We start from the raw sequence: 17974 nt of genomic DNA on the forward strand, positions 1-17974 counted from the left end.
TGGGTAAATTGGCCGGCGTGTTCAACTGGCGTTTGTTCCTTTCCGCTCTGGGGATTGTTTTTATCTCCGAAATGGGTGATAAAACCCAGATCACAACCATGCTCCTGGCCGGGGCAAAGCCGGCCTACGTTTTCTGGGTGGGGCTGGGTTCGGCCACGGCGCTGATCTGCGCCTCGTTTATCGAAGTAATCATCGGTTCCAAGTTGATTGCTCGTTTTGTCAAACCCGCCACCGTTCAATTGCTTTCCGGAATAACGTTCCTGGCTCTGGGGATTTTACTGGTCCTCGGGGTTATGGGTAATGTAAAACTGGATCTTTAGGAGACTGTTGCCCATGAACGTCAAGCTTTTAACCTGGCTGACCACCTATATAATTATTATCCTGTGTGAGCTGGGCGACAAGACCCAGGTAGCCGTGTTATTGATGACGAGCAACAATCCGGCCAAACGCTGGCTCGTTTTCGGAGCCAGCGCCCTGGCCCTGACCCTGTGCGTAATCGTTGAGGTGACTGTAGGGGTTACACTGGCAAAATACATCGGCCCCGCCGTCATCAACAGGGCCACGGGCATGATTTTCCTGATCATCGGCCTGGTGACCCTGGCGCAATACTTTAACCTGGCCGCAAAAATTACCGTCAAAAGAATTGCCCGGGCGGAAAAAATACAACCCGCGAACCCGACGCAGCGCAACCGTTAACTACTACCCGGCGACATCCCCGGGCGAACCGAATCGTGTTTTACATTTTGAGAAATAATATCTTTAAAAAGCGCAGGCGGAGCCCTTCCGGGCTCCGCGGTTTCAAACATTTACTAGCTGTGCACGACCCGGTCGTGCAGTTCGGCCACCTTGCTGTCGTTGAACCGGTCCACAGTGCTGAGGTATCCCGTGATGCGGCGTACCCGCCGGATGGCCGTGGACCCGCAGCGGGGGCAGGCGTCCTCGTTGATCACACCGAGGGTGTTGCAGCCGGTACAGAAGTCCACCGGGAAGTTTACCGCAGCGTACCCCATATCGCTGTTTTTCATGTGCCTGATGATGGCCTCCATGGCGTCGGGGTTATGCACCGGCGGCGATGCCATTTCCACGTAGCTGATGTGCCCGGCGTTGCAGTACTTATGGTAAACACCTTCCAGGCTGATCTTATCGAAGCTGGAAATGGGGAAGCTAACCGGTATGTGGAACGAGTTCGTGTAATACTCCTTGTTGGTCACGCCCGGGATAATGCCGTATTCCTTGCGGTCCATGGCGACAAACCGGCCGCTCAGGCCCTCCGCCGGCGTGGCCAGCAACGTGTAGTTGAGATCGTATTCCTCACAAGCCTCGTCAATCCGGCGCCGCATGTGGGCAACAATTTCCTGGCCCAGGGTCTGGGCGTCTTTATCCTGGCCGTGGTGCCGCCCGGTTAAAGCGGTCAGCGCTTCAGCCAGCCCGATGAAGCCGACGGACAGGGTGCCGTTGACGATGGCATCCTTGATGGGGTCGCATTCCCCGAGCCCCCGGGAGTTCAGATACAGACCCTGCCCCATCACAAAGGGCATGTCCTTGACTTTGAGCCTGGCCTGGACCTCAAACCGGTGATACAACTGGCGGATGGCCAGGGTCATCATGTCATCCAGCAGGCGGTAAAATCTCTGCATATCCCGCTCGGCCTTAATGGCCAGCCTGGGCAGGTTGATGGTGGTGAAGGAAAGATTGCCCCGGCCGTCGGTCACCGCCGGGCCCCGGCGATTGGCCATCACCCTGGTGCGGCAGCCCATATAACTGACCTGGTCCCCCCACTCCTTGTTGAAGCTGGAATCCATGAAGCTGAAGGTGGGGTTGAGCCGCTTGGCCGCCACCCGGATAGCCAGCTTGAACAGGTCGTAGTTGGGATCTCCGGGGTCAAGGTTAACCCCCTCCTTGACCCGGAAAATAATGTTGGGGAAGATGGGGTTCTCGCCCCGGCCCAGCCCGGCCTCGTAGGCCAGCAGCAGGTTTCGCGTCACCTTGCGGCCCGCCTCGGAGGTTTCGGTGCCCACGTTGATAGAAGAAAATGGCACCTGCGCGCCGGCGCGACTGTGCATGGAATTGAGGTTATATACCAATGCTTCCATTGCCTGGTATGTTTCGTCGTCGCTGGCGTTTTCCACGTATGGCGCGATGTCCCGGTCAAAGAAGGCGAAAGACTGTCCACCGTGCATGTCGTTCTGGGAGCTTTGCAGGATAATGGCCGCCAGCGCCGTGGCCGAAGCGGGACGTTTGGGCGGGCGGATATAGCCGTGCCCGTTGTCAAAACCCTCGGCCAGCAGCCGGCCCAGGGGGATTTGAATGCAAGTAAGGGTTTTGCCGTAGAAGTCGAGGTCGTGTATGTGGATGTCCCCCCGCTGGTGGGCCAGGGAAAATTCCTCGGGGATCAGCCGGGTCAGGTAATACTTTTTGCTGGCCGCGCTGGCTATTTGCAGCATCTTGGCCGAAGGGGAATTGCTGATATTGGCGTTTTCCCTGCTGGTTTCCTCCAGGATTTCCTCCACCACATCCATCAGGTCGCTCTTGGCTTCCCGGATCCGCGTGCGCTTGTCCCGGTACAGAATATATGCTTTGGCGGTCCTGGCGTGTCCGGCCTCAATCAGCACTTTCTCCACGATGTCCTGGACGTCCTCCACGCCGAAGGTCTGGCCGTTGTACTTCTTCTTCAGCAGCTTGAGCACCTCGATGGTCAGTTCCATGGCGGTTTGCCGGTCTTCGCCGCCCACCGCCCGCGCCGCCTTGAAAATAGCATCGGTGATTTTGCCCTCGTCAAAGGGCACTTCCCGCCCGTCTCGTTTCTTGATTACCTTGAACAACTGTTCTGCAGCCTCCTCTTTAAGCAACTGGTAGATGTATGTTTCTTTAATCTGCATGCCGCCGCACGGCCGCACGCAAAATTTATTCACTATTACTTACTATTACTTTTAGTGTTCCACTCATTCCATAAAGCCGCCGAATCGCCCTGCAGTTCGTTGGGGTATTCGGGCGCTCCGGCGGTTTCCTCCATTCGTTCCACAATTTTACCCTTGTGGCCGGAGCTACCTGCTGTCAACGCTTTCTACAGACAGCCAAATTACTTCTGCACGCCCTAAGGGGTTATGGCTCCCGGTCTATGACGGGCCAGGGTCCGGAAGTTCATATTTTCCTTGTAATCAGTTGCTCGATCTCCCGCATGAACTCCTGCACGTCCCTGAATTCCCGGTAAACCGAGGCGAACCGGACATAAGCCACCTCGTCCAGCTCACGCAGGCGTCGCATGACCTGTTCACCGATATCCCTGCTGTGTACTTCGCGCTCCATGGTGCTTTTCAAGTCACGTTCGATTTCACCCGCCAGTTCCTCCAGCGCATTGATGGGCACGGGACGTTTCTGGCAGGCCGTAATCAGGCCGGCCAGCAATTTCGAGCGGTCAAACGTTTCCCTCCGCCCGTCCTTTTTCACAACCATCAGCGGGAGCTCGTCCACCCGCTCGTAGGTGGTGAAACGCCTGCCGCACTCGCTGCACTCCCTGCGCCTGCGCACGGAGTTGCCTTCCTCCGCCGGCCTGGAATCCAACACCCGGCTGTCGAAAGCACCGCAATATGGACAACGCATGCTATTTCACTCCACAACTTATAGTATCAAACCCAAAACCATTATACTAAATTTTGTTGCAGATGCCAAAAAGGAAAACCGGACCAAAAATGTTGCTGCGCTTGTTTAGCTTTTCCTTTCGCCAAAACTTACACTTTTTCGTAGAAAAAAATAATGGCTACTGACGTTACCTTGCCAGCAACCTTTATCATATCTATTCCATGGGAAACCATTTCTTCAGCGTAACTTTCAGCTTTACAAAAGCTGGATTAGCACAGCTTTCCAGGCTAACAGACCTGGCCAACTGATAAAATAACGAAGAAGAACGGGCTTTACCGGCCAGTTTCAAGGCTTCTTCAAAAGCATTTTTAGGACGATTGGGCTTGGTATGATAGGTTTCGGTAAAACCTTGTTGTACCAACCACGACCTTAAATCTGGCGTCCTCCCAGCCCATCCCGTTATCTGATCCACATGGGGAGAATTACTCCATACCCAGATTTCCAGTTCGGGGGCAATAACCACAGCCGCGGCGCGATCATCCCAGCCGGAACGCATTAAACGTTCTTCGACTTGTTTTTCCAGGGTTTTTCTAGATATGTGTTCCTGCCCGCAACCTTCATGATCAAGCATTATCAGGGTATGGGTATAATTGCGAATCAGAGGACGCAAGAAATCGTGTCCCCGTAAAAGGCAACCGGGATCATGTTCTGGATGAACAAAACAATCAAAGGTTACTTCACGAATTCCTAGTGCCCGTCTACGTGTAAGTAATCCTTTAATTGTATATTCCATATTTCGATCGGCAACAAGAACTACCAAATCTTTAATCATCCCAGTACCCCCCCGGCAAAAAGAACACTCAGATTGGTCTCGCCCTGCCATTCCTTCAGCGCCGGGTGTTTACTGCCTATGACGATATCGGATGCTCCCTCTACCGTCCTAGCGAAGCAAAGTATCTTATCCACCTCAGCCATACCCAGTATAATTGGAGAATGGGTGGCTAGGAGAATCTGTGCATTATAAACTGAAGAAAGAGATTGGAACATAGTTTCCACGGCCCGTGGGTGAATGCCGTTTTCCGGTTCTTCAATTAAATAAATTCCTTTAAAATCGGGAAGATAAGCGGGCAATGTGAGCGCAAGGAGACGCAGCGTTCCATCTGACGCCATCCATGACGGTACACTTAAATCGCCGCGATAGGTCAATACCAGGTAACAGTGTTTATCGTCTTCACGCACTACGGTATAGACGTTTTCCAGGTCAGGAAGTGCCGTCCTTAGATGAGCGATCCAGTCGTTAAAACGCTCGGGTGCCTTTTCTCGTAGGCGGGCCACTACCCAGGGCAGGTTGGAGCCGTCTGGCTTGAACCCCCTAACCTGCCCGGGGGGGCTGGCTTTACGTAAAAGTATGCTATTTAAAACAAACTGCTGCACACCCTCAGCTAATAAACTTTTCAACCAGGTAGCCACAGGAAACTTGGATTCGTCCTCCGGGAGGTTTCCAAGTGCTGATTTACGCGTACCCAGTTTAAATGCGGGAGACCACCCCTTGCCGGGTTCCGAGTAGACCTCTGAATAGTAATTATCATTTCCGCCGTATACTTTGTTAACAACAATACGACCATATTTTCTACTTTTCAACTTTGGGGTTAAGATTGTTCGTGGGGGTTCAATAAAATCTGGAAATAGAATTCTCTCCGTATAAGCTACTCTCTTTGATTTTTTTAATAAAACTTTTTCAGCTAGTATTTCCGTTTCGCCGTAATTACTTCCCAGCTTAACTTCATAGCGTACAGTATCATAAGGCTGCTCGCCTAGTTTTGCACGACGGTCGGGAGGAATTCCGGCCTCAATGGCTAGTTCAAAACTATCCCCGTTCCGTCTCCAGATCAAATCTTGAAAATTTTTTGTTCTTGCACCCACTGCTGCATCCAGACCTTCCGATACCAGGTCTTCTAAAAAGGAAATAACATCTAGAAAAGTTGTTTTACCGCTGGCATTTGGACCAATTAAAACATGAAATGGCCCTAGTGGTTGCTTTACATACCTCAAACAGCGAAAGTTTAAGGCTTCAATTAAGGTAATCATAATACACCCTCACTAAATAAAATTAAATGGCAATACCTATACGGGTTTATAGATAACCTGTATAGAAATATCCCATATCACACGTCTTTTTAATATTATAACCACTTGTTGGGAAATAAGGAATGGTGTAAGCATAAATGAATTATTGAAAACAGGCCTGTTATAGATTCCATTACCAGCAAAAAGAAAACCCGGCTTTGAACAGCCGGGCCGGTTTTAGATGTATTTATTCTGTAAACCACCGTGCAAATCCCCGCCTCGCACGTCGTAAGAAAGATCAACCAGGATCACGTCAATGCCGATTCTTTTGATTTTATTCCAAGGCACGATAATTTCTTCCTCCCGGCCGAGAAAACCCATCAACCTGTTCCCCCCGCCGTGGCCGGGCAAAATGATGGCGTTGATCCGGCCTTCCTCGAGATTCACATCTATATCCTTTATGGGCCCCAGGCGGCGACCGTCCGCTATATTGATGACCTCACGCATGCGCAAATCGGATACCCTGACCATGGTATCACCCCCATACTGATGTATATGAGGGTAATTGCCCAAACTGAACAAAAAAATGGTCAATCCCGGGGCAGGTTTTGACCGTGCACGCGCAGGTTAAATTCGTCCTCATAATAAAGATTGTGCCGGTTGTAGGCATGAACCGCCTGTTCCCCATCCGGCAAAGCCCCGTAAACAGGCAAGGTAAACATTACCACCATTAACAAGACAGCCGGCATTAGCAATTTATTGCCCAGGGCCCCACACCTCATCTTTGCCAAAAACAAAAATCTCCAAAACCTACTAACCTGCCTCTGCGCATATTGCCAAAACCATCGAAAACATGTAAACAATAACCGGCGATTTCCATTAATCGCTGCCGGCTCAACGGCGAAACCCCCAACCGGATCCAGAGGCGCCGCGAAGCGGCATCAACGCCTTCCCGGTGAGAAGCGTTATACCGTGCAACCACCACCAGTAAACACCAAACAAAGGCCACTAAACCGGCGACTGGTTGCCGAAAGCAACAATAACCGCCATGTTAAAACGACGGCCACCGCCAGCCACACCGACGACCGACGACCGACCACCGACCACCGACCACCAACGACCAACCACCAAATCAGATATGCTTGCGCATGTGGTTCAAGGCCGCCTTCTCCAGCCGCGAAACCTGGGCCTGGGAGATGCCGATTTCCTCGGCAACTTCCATCTGGGTTTTCCCTTCATAAAACCGCAGGGTTAATATCAGTTTTTCCCGGTCGCTCAATTTGCGCAGGGCGTCACGAATGGCGATGCCTTCCAGCCAGTTCAGGTCCTGGTGCTTCTCGTCGCTGATCTGGTCCATGACAAAGATGGGGTCGCCGCCGTCGTGGTAAATGGGTTCAAAAAGCGAGATGGGTTCCTGGATGGCATCGAGGGCGAAAACGATTTCCTCCCGGGGCATGTTCAACTCGCTGGCAATTTCGTTGATCGAAGGTTCGCGGGAATGTTTGTTCACCAGGGCGTCGCGCACCTGCAGCGCCTTGTAGGCCACATCCCGCAGCGACCTGCTGACCCGGATGGGGTTGTTGTCCCTCAGGTAGCGCCTGATTTCCCCGATGATCATGGGCACCGCGTAGGTGGAAAACTTAACGTTCTGGGACAGGTCAAAATTGTCGATGGCCTTCATCAGGCCGATGCAGCCGACCTGAAACAGGTCATCCACGTATTCACCGCGGTTGGTGAATCGCTGGATGACGCTGAGCACCAGTCGCAAATTGCCGTTGATCAGCTGGTTCCGGGCGGAGGCGTCCCCTTTGTGCATTGCCTCAAAGAGTTCCTTCATCTGGGAGCTTTTCAGTACTGGGAGTTTAGATGTGTTTACGCCGCAAATCTCCACCTTGTTGACCAGCATGCAACTACCTCCCGCCTTATCCCGCAGGTTATGCTAAGTTCAATTTCATTATTGCCTCGAGCATATTAAAATATACATCGCTCCTTTATTCACGAAACTCCGGCTTACTCCATGCGGTTGATCTCTTTTTTGAGCCGCTTGATAATTCTTTTTTCCAGCCTGGAAATATAAGACTGGGAGATGCCCAGCATGTCGGCGACTTCCTTTTGTGTTTTTTCCCGGCCGCTCTTTAACCCGAACCGCAGCTCCATGATCCTTCTTTCCCTTCCGTTGAGCTTTTGCAAGGCCAGGTAAAGCAGCTTCCGGTCGACTTCTTCCTCGATATACTTGTAAATAATATCATTTTCCGTACCCAACACATCGGAGAGCAGCAGCTCGTTGCCGTCCCAATCAATGTTCAGCGGCTCGTCGAAAGAAACCTCGGTCCTGGTTTTATTGTTTCTGCGCAGGTACATTAAAATTTCGTTTTCGATGCACCGGGAGGCGTAAGTTGCCAGCTTGATCTTTTTGGCGGGATCAAAAGTATTGACCGCTTTGATCAGGCCGATGCTGCCTATGGAAACCAGGTCTTCAATGCCGACCCCGGTGTTTTCGAACTTACGGGCAATATACACCACCAGGCGCAGGTTTCGCTCGATCAGCACGCTGCGCACGGCGCCGTCTCCCGATTCCAGCCTGTCGATCAAGTAATTTTCTTCGTCGTTGGTCAGCGGGGGCGGCAGGGCCTCGCTGCTACCCACGTAATAAACACCGGATTTGATGCCCAGTCTGGTCATTACGTTGATCAGGGTTAAACGCAGGACCAACTTTATTTTCCAGAACCGTCTCAACATCTTCCCTCCCCAATGGACGCCGGGCGACGGGCGTCAGACGCCGGTAAAATAGACTTGATACCGGGTTGTTATAAAGCTAACGGGCCACACCTGTTTCCAGCAGATCCGGCGGGAGCAGGGCCCCGCAGGGGGCGTCACCGCGCAGCCTTTCCGGGCAAAGCGCAACCACCACCTGATCAGTTTTAACCATATTGCCCCTTTGCCTGATAATCACCTCGTCGGGGCGAAAACCAATCAACCACCCGTTGCTGCGGCCCACCGACCGGTAAGGGATAATGCGAAAATGACCTTCCTGAATGCCTTCCCCCATTTCCCCCAGGACAGTGGCGCCGTTTTCCAACCCGTGCGCGTCTATGGACCGGCGGGCCCGTTCCGGGAGCAGCTCTTTCAAACTTTCATATTCGGCAATAATCACCGGGTTGCCGGTGAGGGGGTCGGTCAAGCTGTTGCCGGTGTCCAATAGCGCCGCCAGAGAAGCCCGTCGCCCGCCCAGGCAAATGTCCAGGTCGGCCTGCAACAACGGCAGCACCAGCCTTTTCCTAAGCACTGCGGGTGCGATTCGCCCGATGGACCAAAAAATGATCAGCGCCAGCAATAAACCGTACCAAAGGTATGCATCCACCGCCTGCATCGCGCCGGACAACCGGTCACCGGGCACACTCCGGCGAAGAAAATTGACAATCCCCAGCACGGTGCCGCCCAGCGCAAAAGTGCTTAAATAAAAATAGGCCAGAAGAACAATGAATTTCTTCGGGGGAGCGGGCGCAAACGCGGCGGTTACCATCAACAGCGATACCAGCAATTTATATCCCGGGCCCATGTATTGTTCCAGGGCCGGAATAAACAGCACCAGCGAGTACAACCCGCCCGCGGCCGCACCGGCCAGGAGGCGCCAGCGGTTATACGAAACCCTGCCCAGCCTGGCCGAAACCCAGAGGATCATCAGGTTCATCACCAGGCTGCCTATAAACACCTGGTCCACATATACCACGTAGGAAGGCATTATGTTTCCTCCAACCGCAGGGACAAAAATGCTCTGTTACCATGATATGGCCCGTACCTTGTATTTATGATTCAAAAAAAATAAAAAGCCCCGGCTATATTATACACGCCAGGGACTGGTAATTTTTGTTATTTGGTGTCTTATGTATTCATTTTTATTCGACACAAACTCTTGATTATCTCCGGCGCAAGAACGCCGGGATATCAAGATCATCGTGGTTGGAAAAAGGCTTCACTTCCACCGCATCACCGGTTTTTTTCTGCTTGGATAAACCAACCGGCGGTTTTTTATCAAATCCGGTGGCGATTACGGTGACCCGCACCTCGTCCTCCATGCGCTCATCAATAACCGCGCCGAAAATGATATTGGCTTCCGGGTCGGCCGCCTGGGCGATGATTTCCGCCGCCTCGTTAACCTCAAACAGCCCCAGGGAAGCACCACCGGTGATGTTCAGCAATACACCCCGCGCCCCCTCGATGGAGGTTTCCAGGAGCGGGCTGGAAATAGCCGCCCGTGCCGATTCCACGGCCCGGTTTTCACCGCTGGCGCTGCCGATGCCCATCAGGGCGGAACCCGTATCCTTCATGATGGTTTTAACATCGGCAAAGTCCAGGTTTATGAGCCCCGGAACGGCAATTAAATCGGAAATACCCTGTACGCCCTGCCGCAGCACGTCGTCGGCAATCCGGAAGGCCTCCACGATGGAGGTGTTCTTATCCACCACCTGCAGCAGCCTGTCGTTGGGTATGGTAATCAGGGTGTCAACTTTTCCTTTTAAATTTTCAATGCCCACCTCGGCTTGGTGCAACCGCTTTTTACCCTCGAAGGTAAAGGGTTTGGTAACCACTCCCACCGTGAGCGCGCCAAGTTCCTTGGCTATTTCGGCCACCACCGGCGCAGCGCCGGTACCGGTTCCGCCGCCCATCCCGGCGGTAACGAACACCATATCCGCACCCCTGAGCGCCTGCTCAATGTCATCCCTGCTTTCCTCCGCCGCTTTCTGGCCTATATCGGGATTGGCTCCGGCGCCCAGCCCCTTGGTCAGTTTAGCACCAATTTGAATTTTGTTGCTGGCCAGGGCCATCTGCAAGGCCTGGGCGTCAGTGTTCACCGATATGAACTCAACACCCTTCAGGCCGGCGCTGATCATCCGGTTCACGGCGTTGTTGCCGCCCCCGCCCACACCGATTACCTTGATGTTGGCATACTGATCGACGTCAATATCAAAATCCAGCATTAAAAAATCCTCCTTCTCGGGGAGCATAAAATTTTGCATTTACCGGCAATGAAAATAGTTATAGCCAAGTTTTTAACCGGCCCAATATACCTCCCTCCGTTTTGCGCCTCACCCTGCGGGCAGGCGGTTCCTGAACGGAACCCCGGAGCCCCAATCCAATGGCCGAGACATAACGGTAAGCTTCTTCCTCCGGAATGTTTTCTGCTTGCACCCGACCGGCGCCAACCCGGACCGGCATGCCCAGAACCGCTCCCGCCATTTCCGGCAGGCCCGTAAGCCGGGAGCCCCCTCCCGTAATTACGATACCCCCGGGTAAGGAATCGGTTAACTGCAACTTGTCAATATATCGTTTAATAAAATCAAGTATCTCCTCAATTCTTAACTTAATTATTTCAGCAACTACGCTACCCGGGATGTTATGTTCACCCGGGCTTGAAAGGGCGGGCACACCGACATGCCCGTCAATGTGACGGAGACCGTATTGGATTTTAATTTTCTCGGCTGCCTGCAGCGTTGTATGTAAACCTACCGCCAGGTCCGAAGTAATATGGCCCGACCCGACGGGGAAAATTTCCATTTCCTCCAGCTGCCCGTGGTTGATATAGGCAACCCTGGTTAAACCCGCGCCGATATCCACACAGACCACGCCAAGCTCACGCTCCGCCCCGGTCAGCACCGCCTCCGCAACGGCCAGCGGTCCGGCCACGGTTTGTTTTACCTTAAGTCCCGCCTCGCACAGGCAGCGCTGCAATTCGCTCACCTGCCCGCCGGGCGCCGCCAGAACACAGGCCTGGACTTTAAGTTCCCTTCCCCGGGCTCCCCGGGGCCGGGCCACGGGCTCACCGTTAATGTAATAACGAACCCCCGCAAGCTGGACAGCCGTGTAACCCTCCGGCAGGATAGCGGCGCACAAATCCCGGTGCGCCTGGCATATTTCCCTGTGCGTCACTCCCCGCCTGTGGTCCAGTTTAAGTACGGCGCCGGCGCGCCCGGCGATCATGCCCGGCATATCGACCCCGGCGTAAACGTGGCTGATTTGTACCCCGGCGGAAAGCTCGGCTTCCGTTATCGCTCCTTTGATGGAGGCGACGGCATCCTCCGCCCGGATTACTATACCCCGGTCAATGCCCGCCGCCGGGCTGAAACCAACTCCGAGCAGTTTGTGCTTGGCCCCGGAACCGGCGTCAATCACTGCCACGGCCACTCCGGACGTTCCAATATCCAGACCAACAACGATGTTACTTGCCGCTCCGGCCAAGGCAGATTTCCCCTCCACCATCGTTTACTTAAACTGTAAAATTCAACATGCAGTAAAAATTCCCTTTTTATTTATTTAAATTTCTTTTTTAATATATAACGGCGGATAATGGCCAGGTTTTGAAACAGGCGTACGCCGAAAGCCACCACGGCAGCCATGTACAAGTCGATGCCCAGGCGGTCGCCGATATAAGTAAGACCCGCCGCCAGCAAGGCGTTGCTAAAAAAACCGGAAACAAAAATACCCTGGTCGAATTTGTCCTCCATGGCGGCCCTGATACCACCGAAAACCGAGTCCAACGCCGCCAGCACCGCCACGGACATATACTTGGCGTAGTCCTGCGGCAAAATTACGGGGATGTTGAAACCAATCAAAATCCCTATGGCCAGTCCCGCCGCGGCCAAAAAAATACCCATCCACATGACTGTCACCCGCTCCCGTTAATAACATTATAATTCATTATGAAAAGTTTACCTTGGGGAATAGGCCGGTATGGTCAGTTCGTCATGCTTTTCCACGGTCACCTGAAAACCCATGTCCCGGAAATATTCCAACAGCCCGCCGGGCAGTTCCAGATTTTCCGCCAGGGTCTCCGGGTTGCCGATGGCCAGGACCTGGTAAGGAGGCACCACCCGGGTGGTGTTGATATTGATAAAGGGCGCCGCCAGCCTGATTTCGCTGGTGGCAACGATGCGCTGCCCGTTGATGGAAATGGCCTCCGCCCCGGCGCCCCAAAGCTCGTTGACCAAACTTAACAGGTCCTGATCCTGAATGACGCTCAGTTCAGGCGGCACCTGGCTTTCCTGCAGTTCCGGGTTATCCAGTACCACTTCCACGCCGGGGCCGTTGACCGTAACCAGCCCCGCGCTCATCCGGACCTTTTTCAACTCGCTTTCCAGAGCCAGCATGGCCTCGCTTTTACCCCTGTTCAACTGTTCCAATTTATATTCCAGGTCGCCGATTTCCCGGGTTAAATTCTCCTTTTCCCGGTTAACCTGCTTCAACTCGGCGATTATTTCCTTGGCGCGGTCCGTCGGAATGCCGGCGGGCATTTGGTTGACCACACGAAACTGCAAGGCCATCATCAAGCCCATGATTGCAGTCACAAGCATGATGGATATATGCACCGGGCTTTTTGAGAACATCACCGACCTCCTCCCCCGGTTAATTCTTGGGCCTGGCGTACTCAAAAACCAGGCCGCCCGGGTAAGCGGGAATAACCACCTTGTCCACCTTTTTCACATCCACCTGGATACCCCAAACGCGCAGCGAGTCCACCACTCCGCTTTTCATTTTCAGGGAATTGGCCAGCGTATCGGGGTCGCCCAGGGCGGAAATGATAAACGGCGGGCTTAAGCGCTGGTTTTTATTCACCAGTATGGTGGGTCCGATACACCGCACTTCAGTGGTGGTTATAATCCGCCGCCCGTTGATGGAAATCGCTTTCGCCCCCGCCGCCTTCAACTCGTTGATAATGCTTAGTACGTCCCCGTCGTGCAAAACGTAAAAATTGGGATTGTCCCCGGGTTGCAGCTCATTACTGCTGTCGTTGAGCGTCACTTCCACCCCGGGACCTTGCAGGTCCGTCAAACCCGCCTGTTCGCGCGCCCGGTCCAGTTCCTCCTTGACCCTGGCCAGTTCCGGGCTGGCGGCGGCCTGATCCAGGCGTTCGCGCAATTCGTCCACTTTTTTCTGCAGCTGGTCCCTGGAATTCCGGGCCTTCTCCAATTCCCGGGCCAGTGCGATGGGCCTGTCCACCGCCGGCGCGTTCCGGGCGATATTACTGGTAACCCTGAACTGCAGCGCCAGGATGATGCCCATAACCAGGCCCACTAAAACAATAATCCAGTAATAGGATTTTTTCTCCATATCCGGATCCCTCGACAAAAAGTCAATTTCTATACTTAACCACCGGTGAACTTAAGATGGAGAAATCGACATATTCTATATTTTTTCCTTTTTCCTTAAGTTCTTTGAGCACCTGTAAAAAATAATTGCCTTTTTGATAAACGTCCCCGGGCAAACCAAGGCGGCATTCAATTCCTTCCAGTGTATAAAGAGTCACCCTGCCATCCCCGCCCACATGCACCTCGGACAGCACTGACCGTAATGCTCCGGGCAATTCCCGGACCACCCTCAAGGCGGTGTCGATTCCGGCTCCCTTCACCGGACGCCCCGGCCCAGCGGCCTGCACCCGCATGCCGGTGATGACGGGCAGCCCGGTAGCGCCGGCACTACCCTCGCGCAGGTAGTAGCCCTCCGCATCCAATTCCACGAAGCGCCCGCCGGTAACCACCAGGGCCACGGGAACGCGCTCCGTCACTTCAATCAGCACGGTACCGGGAAACCGCCTGTCAACTTTTACTTCCTTGATTACCGGTAAAGACCTGATCCTGCCGGCGGCAGTTTTCAAATCCGCCTGGAATATGTTCATCCCGGTGACAATACCCGACACCCGCACAATTTCACCGGCGGTCAATAGATTATTACCCTGAACGATAATCTTGCCGATGTTAAATACCGGCGATTTGAACAGAACATATGCCGCCATAAGCAGGATAAAAATAAAAAAAAGGCTTTGCCATAGAATAACCCTTTTTTTCCCGCCGGTACGCGCCACGCCTTGCATAATCATATCTCCGTTCAACCAGACAATTTCCGTTTATTTAACTATTTATTTATGTTTTTATTCGACATGATAATTAATCTACCTTTAGTTTGAATTTTGAAGTTTGTGAAAAAATTGTTATTAACAATTGCCTGATACAGACTTCTTGATAAGCGGGAAATTAACGCCTTTGTTCTTTTTTAATGGAACCCAGGTTAAATATATACCAAACCGGGCGTCAAATCAATTCCTTGAAGTCCGAAACAACCTGATTGAAAGAATACGCGCCGGGCGCCTTCCCGACCGTATCTTTTCCGGGCGGTATGGAAATTATAGAAATGGTATTAAAATATCCGGGGTGATAAAAAATTATTATCATTAATCGCTTTGAAGAAAACTGGGCTGTAGTGGAATACGGCCACTTGACCTTCAATCTTCCCAGAGAACTCCTGCCCCGGGAAGCCAGGGAAGGAGACGTGTTGAACATCGTTATTTCCGTGGATAACCAGACGATGCCGGAATACGATGAAGACATAGACACTTTAATCAACGAAGACTTTAAAAAGGATTGAACGCATACATATAATCAGCTCTTGGGTAAAAAGGCCAGGGGCTTTATATTTAATTTTGATTTCGCTGCAAAAACTGGTACTTGTAGTTGGCGCTCCGGCGGTATCAATCGTTCGTTTCGCAATTTTACCTTTATGGCTGGAGCAACTTTTAGTTAACGCTTGCAACTTACTGCCCAACTACTTCTTCACGCCCTAAGGGGTCATGGCTCTTGGGATATGACGGGCTAGGGACCGCATCCAGTTAGCACTGAACCTCCGGCCATGATCCCAATTTTAGACGATAATGGACATGTTTTTTGTTATTGAATGTACCACTAACAATCAATACAGCCGCTATTACCACCAGATATCCGGAAGAACTGAAAGCTGCTTTGACAAAATTCAATAAAGTCATTGCTAAAGATTACCTGGTTAAATCCGAGGAATAAAATGTATAGCCCAAGACCAGAGATTGAAAAGATAATCATAGCATTCAAAAAAGCCCTTGCAAAGCAAGGTATAAAAATAGAAAAGATTTTCTTATTTGGTTCACAGGCCAAGGGTACAGCCGGGGAACACAGTGATATCGACCTTGTTGTTATCTCCAATAGCTTCAAAGGTTTGGATTTTATGCAGCGTTGTGAGTTACTGGGTCGTGCTATCGCGGAAATTATGGAACCTATTGAGCCTTTAGCCTATACTCCCGAGGAATTCGATGCGCAAAAACAAAAAGCTAGCTTCCTTTATGAAGTGGTTACTGAACCACAAACCATAGAGTATCTGCCGGGCGAACACATAAAGAGCGATCGGAATAAATCCAATCGCTCTTTCCCTTGCCGGTTAATTATTTAGTTTATGATTATTCCACCGGTACCTCAAGATCCAAAAGCGGTGGATATTGCTGGCAACCGAAGATATCCCCCTCACCGGGACTGCCGCTGGGCCGGTCACGGTAGATGGTAAATTTGATCGCGTAGGCCGGATCAAACTCCACGAAATCGGAAATCCTGTCTTCACTGATGCCGTAAATTTTACAGACTGTTTCTTTGGTCAGCGTTCCGCTTTTTTTGACCAGTTCGTAATTTTCCTTCTCCCGGAAGATAATATCAAAGGTAATCTTATCGGTTCCGGCGTTTTTACTTCTAATGGTTTTAGCCAGTTCAGCCAGTTTTTTGGTCTTCATTTCAGTCCCCCCGCTACTTGACCTCAACTAAATGGGTTTCAAACAATTCCATCGGATCATCCACGGGCACGGTGTGGTTCATGGTCCAGGTGTAAGCCGGGCTGGCCGGCAATACTTCATCCAGAACAAAAGCCACCCCGCCGGCGGTTCCCTTCACTTCGGGCAAACGGGCGTAGAACATCTGCCTGGTTCCGGTCATGCACACTTCGTGGGCCATTTCCTTGGTCGGGGCAATACCTTCCACGATCACGCACAGTTCATGGGACCGGATTTCCTTGACCGGTTCCAGATCGCCCATCACGCCGTTTTTGCCAAACACCCGGTAATGCAGTTCATAACCCGTGTCACCAAACCTCTCCACCGCTTGCTGTCGTGCCCAGTCAATAACTTTGTCGATGTGCTGAATGGTATAAGGGTCGCGGATACCGGCAATACCGATGTATCTTTCGCCCACTTTGCCGGCCCCCTCAATCTTGACCCTTAATTCACCCGCCGGCACGAATTTCGGCCCGGTAATGCGGCAGGTTTTTTCGTCATATTGTTCGTACTTGCAGTTGCTCATGTCCAGCATGCCGCCGGCCACATACTCGTAAAAGGGATTCGACCTTTCATACATGGCATGCCCGGCCACGGAGGCCACGGTGCAGCGCTGTTCGGGATGCATGGCGGTTACCTTGACGTCTTCTTCGGTAATAGTTCCGATGATGGTTTCTTTGCCCCCATAAGGTTCACAGCAGAAAGACGCGCACTCCATCACTTTGCCCAGGTAATAACATAAAGCTTCGGGGAAACCTGCCCGCAGCGCGGGGGCGGCAAATATCGCGCAGTCGCTGGAGCGCCCGCCGATAATTACATCGGCGCCCATGTCCAAAAGTTTAATATAAGGATGAACACCGGCCACGGCCACCACCCGGTCGGTTTTTTCGATATCCTCCACCCTCAGATCCGGCCTGCCGTCCAGTCCCTGGATCACTTTTCCACTGTTTATCTTTTGCAGCAGGTAGTCCTTGTTGAGCTCCGAGTAAAAGTAGCCCAGTTTAAACGGTGGGATTTGGTGTTTGGCCGCCAGTTCCCTGACGATTTCCACGTACATGTCCACCCGGCTATTGGTGCCCGTATCGCCGGCGGAACCGATGATCATTGGCACCCCCAGCTTGCGCGCCTCCACCAGCATTAACTCCAGGTCATGCTTTTGCCACTCCCGCGGGCTGGCGCAGATATCGGCGCCCAGGGGAACCGGACCGATGTCATCGCTGCCCGAGTCCGCCAGGATAAAGTCCGGCTTTTGGGCCACGCCACGGTAAAAACTGCCGGTTTTAATCGGTGCAAAGCCCAGGTGCCCGTTTGGACATAGAAAAGTTAGAGATTTAGAGCTCATACATTGTCCCTTCCTTCATGGTAATTATAACATGTTATAACCTCTTTATTGACACTTCGGCATTTATTTTTTTATTCCTGCTTTCTCATTCACTTTGATCACTATTTTTTAAAGTAAGTTCATGATTGCCGCAGGTGTAAAAATTAATCAAACCACAGAGCACACCCACGGCGGCAATTTTAATCCCATATCCCAGGAATTTTTGAGCGTTCAGGGCCAGTTTAGCCCCCGCCGGCTCACCGACAATAAATCCGATGACAAAAATAAACGCCGCCACGGCTCCAATACAGATCGCTATGATCATAAAAATGCCGAACAGGTTGTTTAACAGCTTTTCCAATTGTGTTCTCATCATCAACACCTCACCAAGG

The 17974-nt window shown here is 52.1% G+C and carries 22 protein-coding genes; 4 read left to right on the forward strand and 18 right to left on the reverse strand.

Annotation, left to right across the window (positions count from 1 at the left end; genetic code table 11):
- The first annotated feature begins 17 nt into the window (after positions 1–17).
- Positions 18–320 carry a TMEM165/GDT1 family protein gene (locus IT084_RS09495; protein ID WP_313885457.1) on the forward strand — a complete coding sequence of 101 codons (303 nt, stop codon included), beginning with the start codon at positions 18–20 and terminating at the stop codon, positions 318–320.
- A 13-nt stretch (positions 321–333) separates the two neighbouring features.
- A complete protein-coding gene (locus IT084_RS09500; protein WP_195712622.1) occupies positions 334–696 on the forward strand; it encodes a TMEM165/GDT1 family protein in 363 nt (120 codons plus the stop codon).
- A 113-nt stretch (positions 697–809) separates the two neighbouring features.
- Here the strand turns inward: IT084_RS09500 and nrdD are convergent, their stop codons facing one another.
- The 15 genes from nrdD to IT084_RS09575 all read right to left on the reverse strand — a co-directional run bounded on the left by nrdD (position 810) and on the right by IT084_RS09575 (position 14512).
- Positions 810–2822 (reverse strand): anaerobic ribonucleoside-triphosphate reductase, encoded by a 2013-nt coding sequence (gene nrdD / locus IT084_RS09505; RefSeq protein ID WP_195712697.1) that lies wholly within the window; start codon positions 2820–2822, stop codon positions 810–812.
- Positions 2823–3141: 319 nt separating this feature from the next.
- A complete protein-coding gene (gene nrdR / locus IT084_RS09510) occupies positions 3142–3600 on the reverse strand; it encodes a transcriptional regulator NrdR (protein WP_195712623.1) in 459 nt (152 codons plus the stop codon).
- Between the two features lie 193 nt (positions 3601–3793).
- Entirely contained in the window at positions 3794–4411 is a 618-nt protein-coding gene (locus tag IT084_RS09515) for a methylation-associated defense system protein MAD4 (RefSeq protein ID WP_195712624.1), read from the reverse strand.
- Positions 4408–5667 carry a methylation-associated defense system AAA family ATPase MAD3 gene (locus tag IT084_RS09520; RefSeq protein WP_195712625.1) on the reverse strand — a complete coding sequence of 420 codons (1260 nt, stop codon included), beginning with the start codon at positions 5665–5667 and terminating at the stop codon, positions 4408–4410. Before IT084_RS09520 ends, IT084_RS09515 begins: the two co-directional genes overlap by 4 nt.
- A gap of 216 nt (positions 5668–5883) precedes the next feature.
- Positions 5884–6177 (reverse strand): YlmC/YmxH family sporulation protein, encoded by a 294-nt coding sequence (locus tag IT084_RS09525; protein WP_195712626.1) that lies wholly within the window; start codon positions 6175–6177, stop codon positions 5884–5886.
- A 59-nt stretch (positions 6178–6236) separates the two neighbouring features.
- Positions 6237–6437 carry a hypothetical protein gene (locus tag IT084_RS09530; RefSeq protein WP_195712627.1) on the reverse strand — a complete coding sequence of 67 codons (201 nt, stop codon included), beginning with the start codon at positions 6435–6437 and terminating at the stop codon, positions 6237–6239.
- A gap of 341 nt (positions 6438–6778) precedes the next feature.
- Complete coding sequence (gene sigG, locus IT084_RS09535) at positions 6779–7552, reverse strand: RNA polymerase sporulation sigma factor SigG (protein ID WP_195712628.1); 774 nt, start codon at positions 7550–7552, stop codon at positions 6779–6781.
- A 104-nt stretch (positions 7553–7656) separates the two neighbouring features.
- Positions 7657–8385, reverse strand: coding sequence for an RNA polymerase sporulation sigma factor SigE (gene sigE, locus IT084_RS09540; RefSeq protein WP_195712629.1), 729 nt, complete (start codon positions 8383–8385; stop codon positions 7657–7659).
- A gap of 76 nt (positions 8386–8461) precedes the next feature.
- Positions 8462–9388, reverse strand: a complete 927-nt coding sequence (locus IT084_RS09545) for a sigma-E processing peptidase SpoIIGA (RefSeq protein WP_195712630.1) — start codon at positions 9386–9388, stop codon at positions 8462–8464.
- A gap of 175 nt (positions 9389–9563) precedes the next feature.
- Positions 9564–10625, reverse strand: a complete 1062-nt coding sequence (gene ftsZ, locus IT084_RS09550) for a cell division protein FtsZ (protein ID WP_195712631.1) — start codon at positions 10623–10625, stop codon at positions 9564–9566.
- A gap of 58 nt (positions 10626–10683) precedes the next feature.
- Positions 10684–11883, reverse strand: a complete 1200-nt coding sequence (gene ftsA / locus IT084_RS09555) for a cell division protein FtsA (protein ID WP_195712632.1) — start codon at positions 11881–11883, stop codon at positions 10684–10686.
- A 71-nt stretch (positions 11884–11954) separates the two neighbouring features.
- On the reverse strand, positions 11955–12305 hold the full coding sequence (locus IT084_RS09560; RefSeq protein WP_195712633.1) for a small basic family protein: 351 nt from the start codon (positions 12303–12305) through the stop codon (positions 11955–11957).
- Positions 12306–12353: 48 nt separating this feature from the next.
- On the reverse strand, positions 12354–13028 hold the full coding sequence (locus tag IT084_RS09565; protein WP_195712634.1) for a DUF881 domain-containing protein: 675 nt from the start codon (positions 13026–13028) through the stop codon (positions 12354–12356).
- A gap of 19 nt (positions 13029–13047) precedes the next feature.
- Positions 13048–13752, reverse strand: a complete 705-nt coding sequence (locus tag IT084_RS09570; RefSeq protein WP_195712635.1) for a DUF881 domain-containing protein — start codon at positions 13750–13752, stop codon at positions 13048–13050.
- Positions 13753–13774: 22 nt separating this feature from the next.
- Positions 13775–14512 carry a cell division protein FtsQ/DivIB gene (locus IT084_RS09575; RefSeq protein ID WP_195712636.1) on the reverse strand — a complete coding sequence of 246 codons (738 nt, stop codon included), beginning with the start codon at positions 14510–14512 and terminating at the stop codon, positions 13775–13777.
- Positions 14513–14898: 386 nt separating this feature from the next.
- Here IT084_RS09575 and IT084_RS09580 point away from each other — a divergent pair, with 386 nt between their 5' ends.
- Together IT084_RS09580 and IT084_RS09585 are read left to right on the forward strand one after the other, a co-directional pair.
- On the forward strand, positions 14899–15063 hold the full coding sequence (locus tag IT084_RS09580) for a DUF3006 domain-containing protein (protein ID WP_395879658.1): 165 nt from the start codon (positions 14899–14901) through the stop codon (positions 15061–15063).
- Positions 15064–15492: 429 nt separating this feature from the next.
- Positions 15493–15894, forward strand: coding sequence for a nucleotidyltransferase domain-containing protein (locus IT084_RS09585; RefSeq protein ID WP_195712637.1), 402 nt, complete (start codon positions 15493–15495; stop codon positions 15892–15894).
- 7 nt (positions 15895–15901) lie between these two features.
- Here the strand turns inward: IT084_RS09585 and IT084_RS09590 are convergent, their stop codons facing one another.
- The 3 genes from IT084_RS09590 to IT084_RS09600 form a co-directional block, all read right to left on the reverse strand.
- Positions 15902–16225, reverse strand: coding sequence for a DUF4387 domain-containing protein (locus tag IT084_RS09590; RefSeq protein WP_195712638.1), 324 nt, complete (start codon positions 16223–16225; stop codon positions 15902–15904).
- A gap of 13 nt (positions 16226–16238) precedes the next feature.
- Complete coding sequence (locus IT084_RS09595; protein WP_195712639.1) at positions 16239–17603, reverse strand: acyclic terpene utilization AtuA family protein; 1365 nt, start codon at positions 17601–17603, stop codon at positions 16239–16241.
- A gap of 85 nt (positions 17604–17688) precedes the next feature.
- Positions 17689–17958, reverse strand: a complete 270-nt coding sequence (locus tag IT084_RS09600; protein WP_195712640.1) for a hypothetical protein — start codon at positions 17956–17958, stop codon at positions 17689–17691.
- Positions 17959–17974: the final 16 nt, after the last annotated feature.

Origin of the sequence: Desulfallas sp. Bu1-1 (assembly GCF_015594625.1) — a bacterium.
Taxonomy (GTDB): Bacteria; Bacillota; Desulfotomaculia; order Desulfotomaculales; family Desulfallaceae; genus JADNRQ01.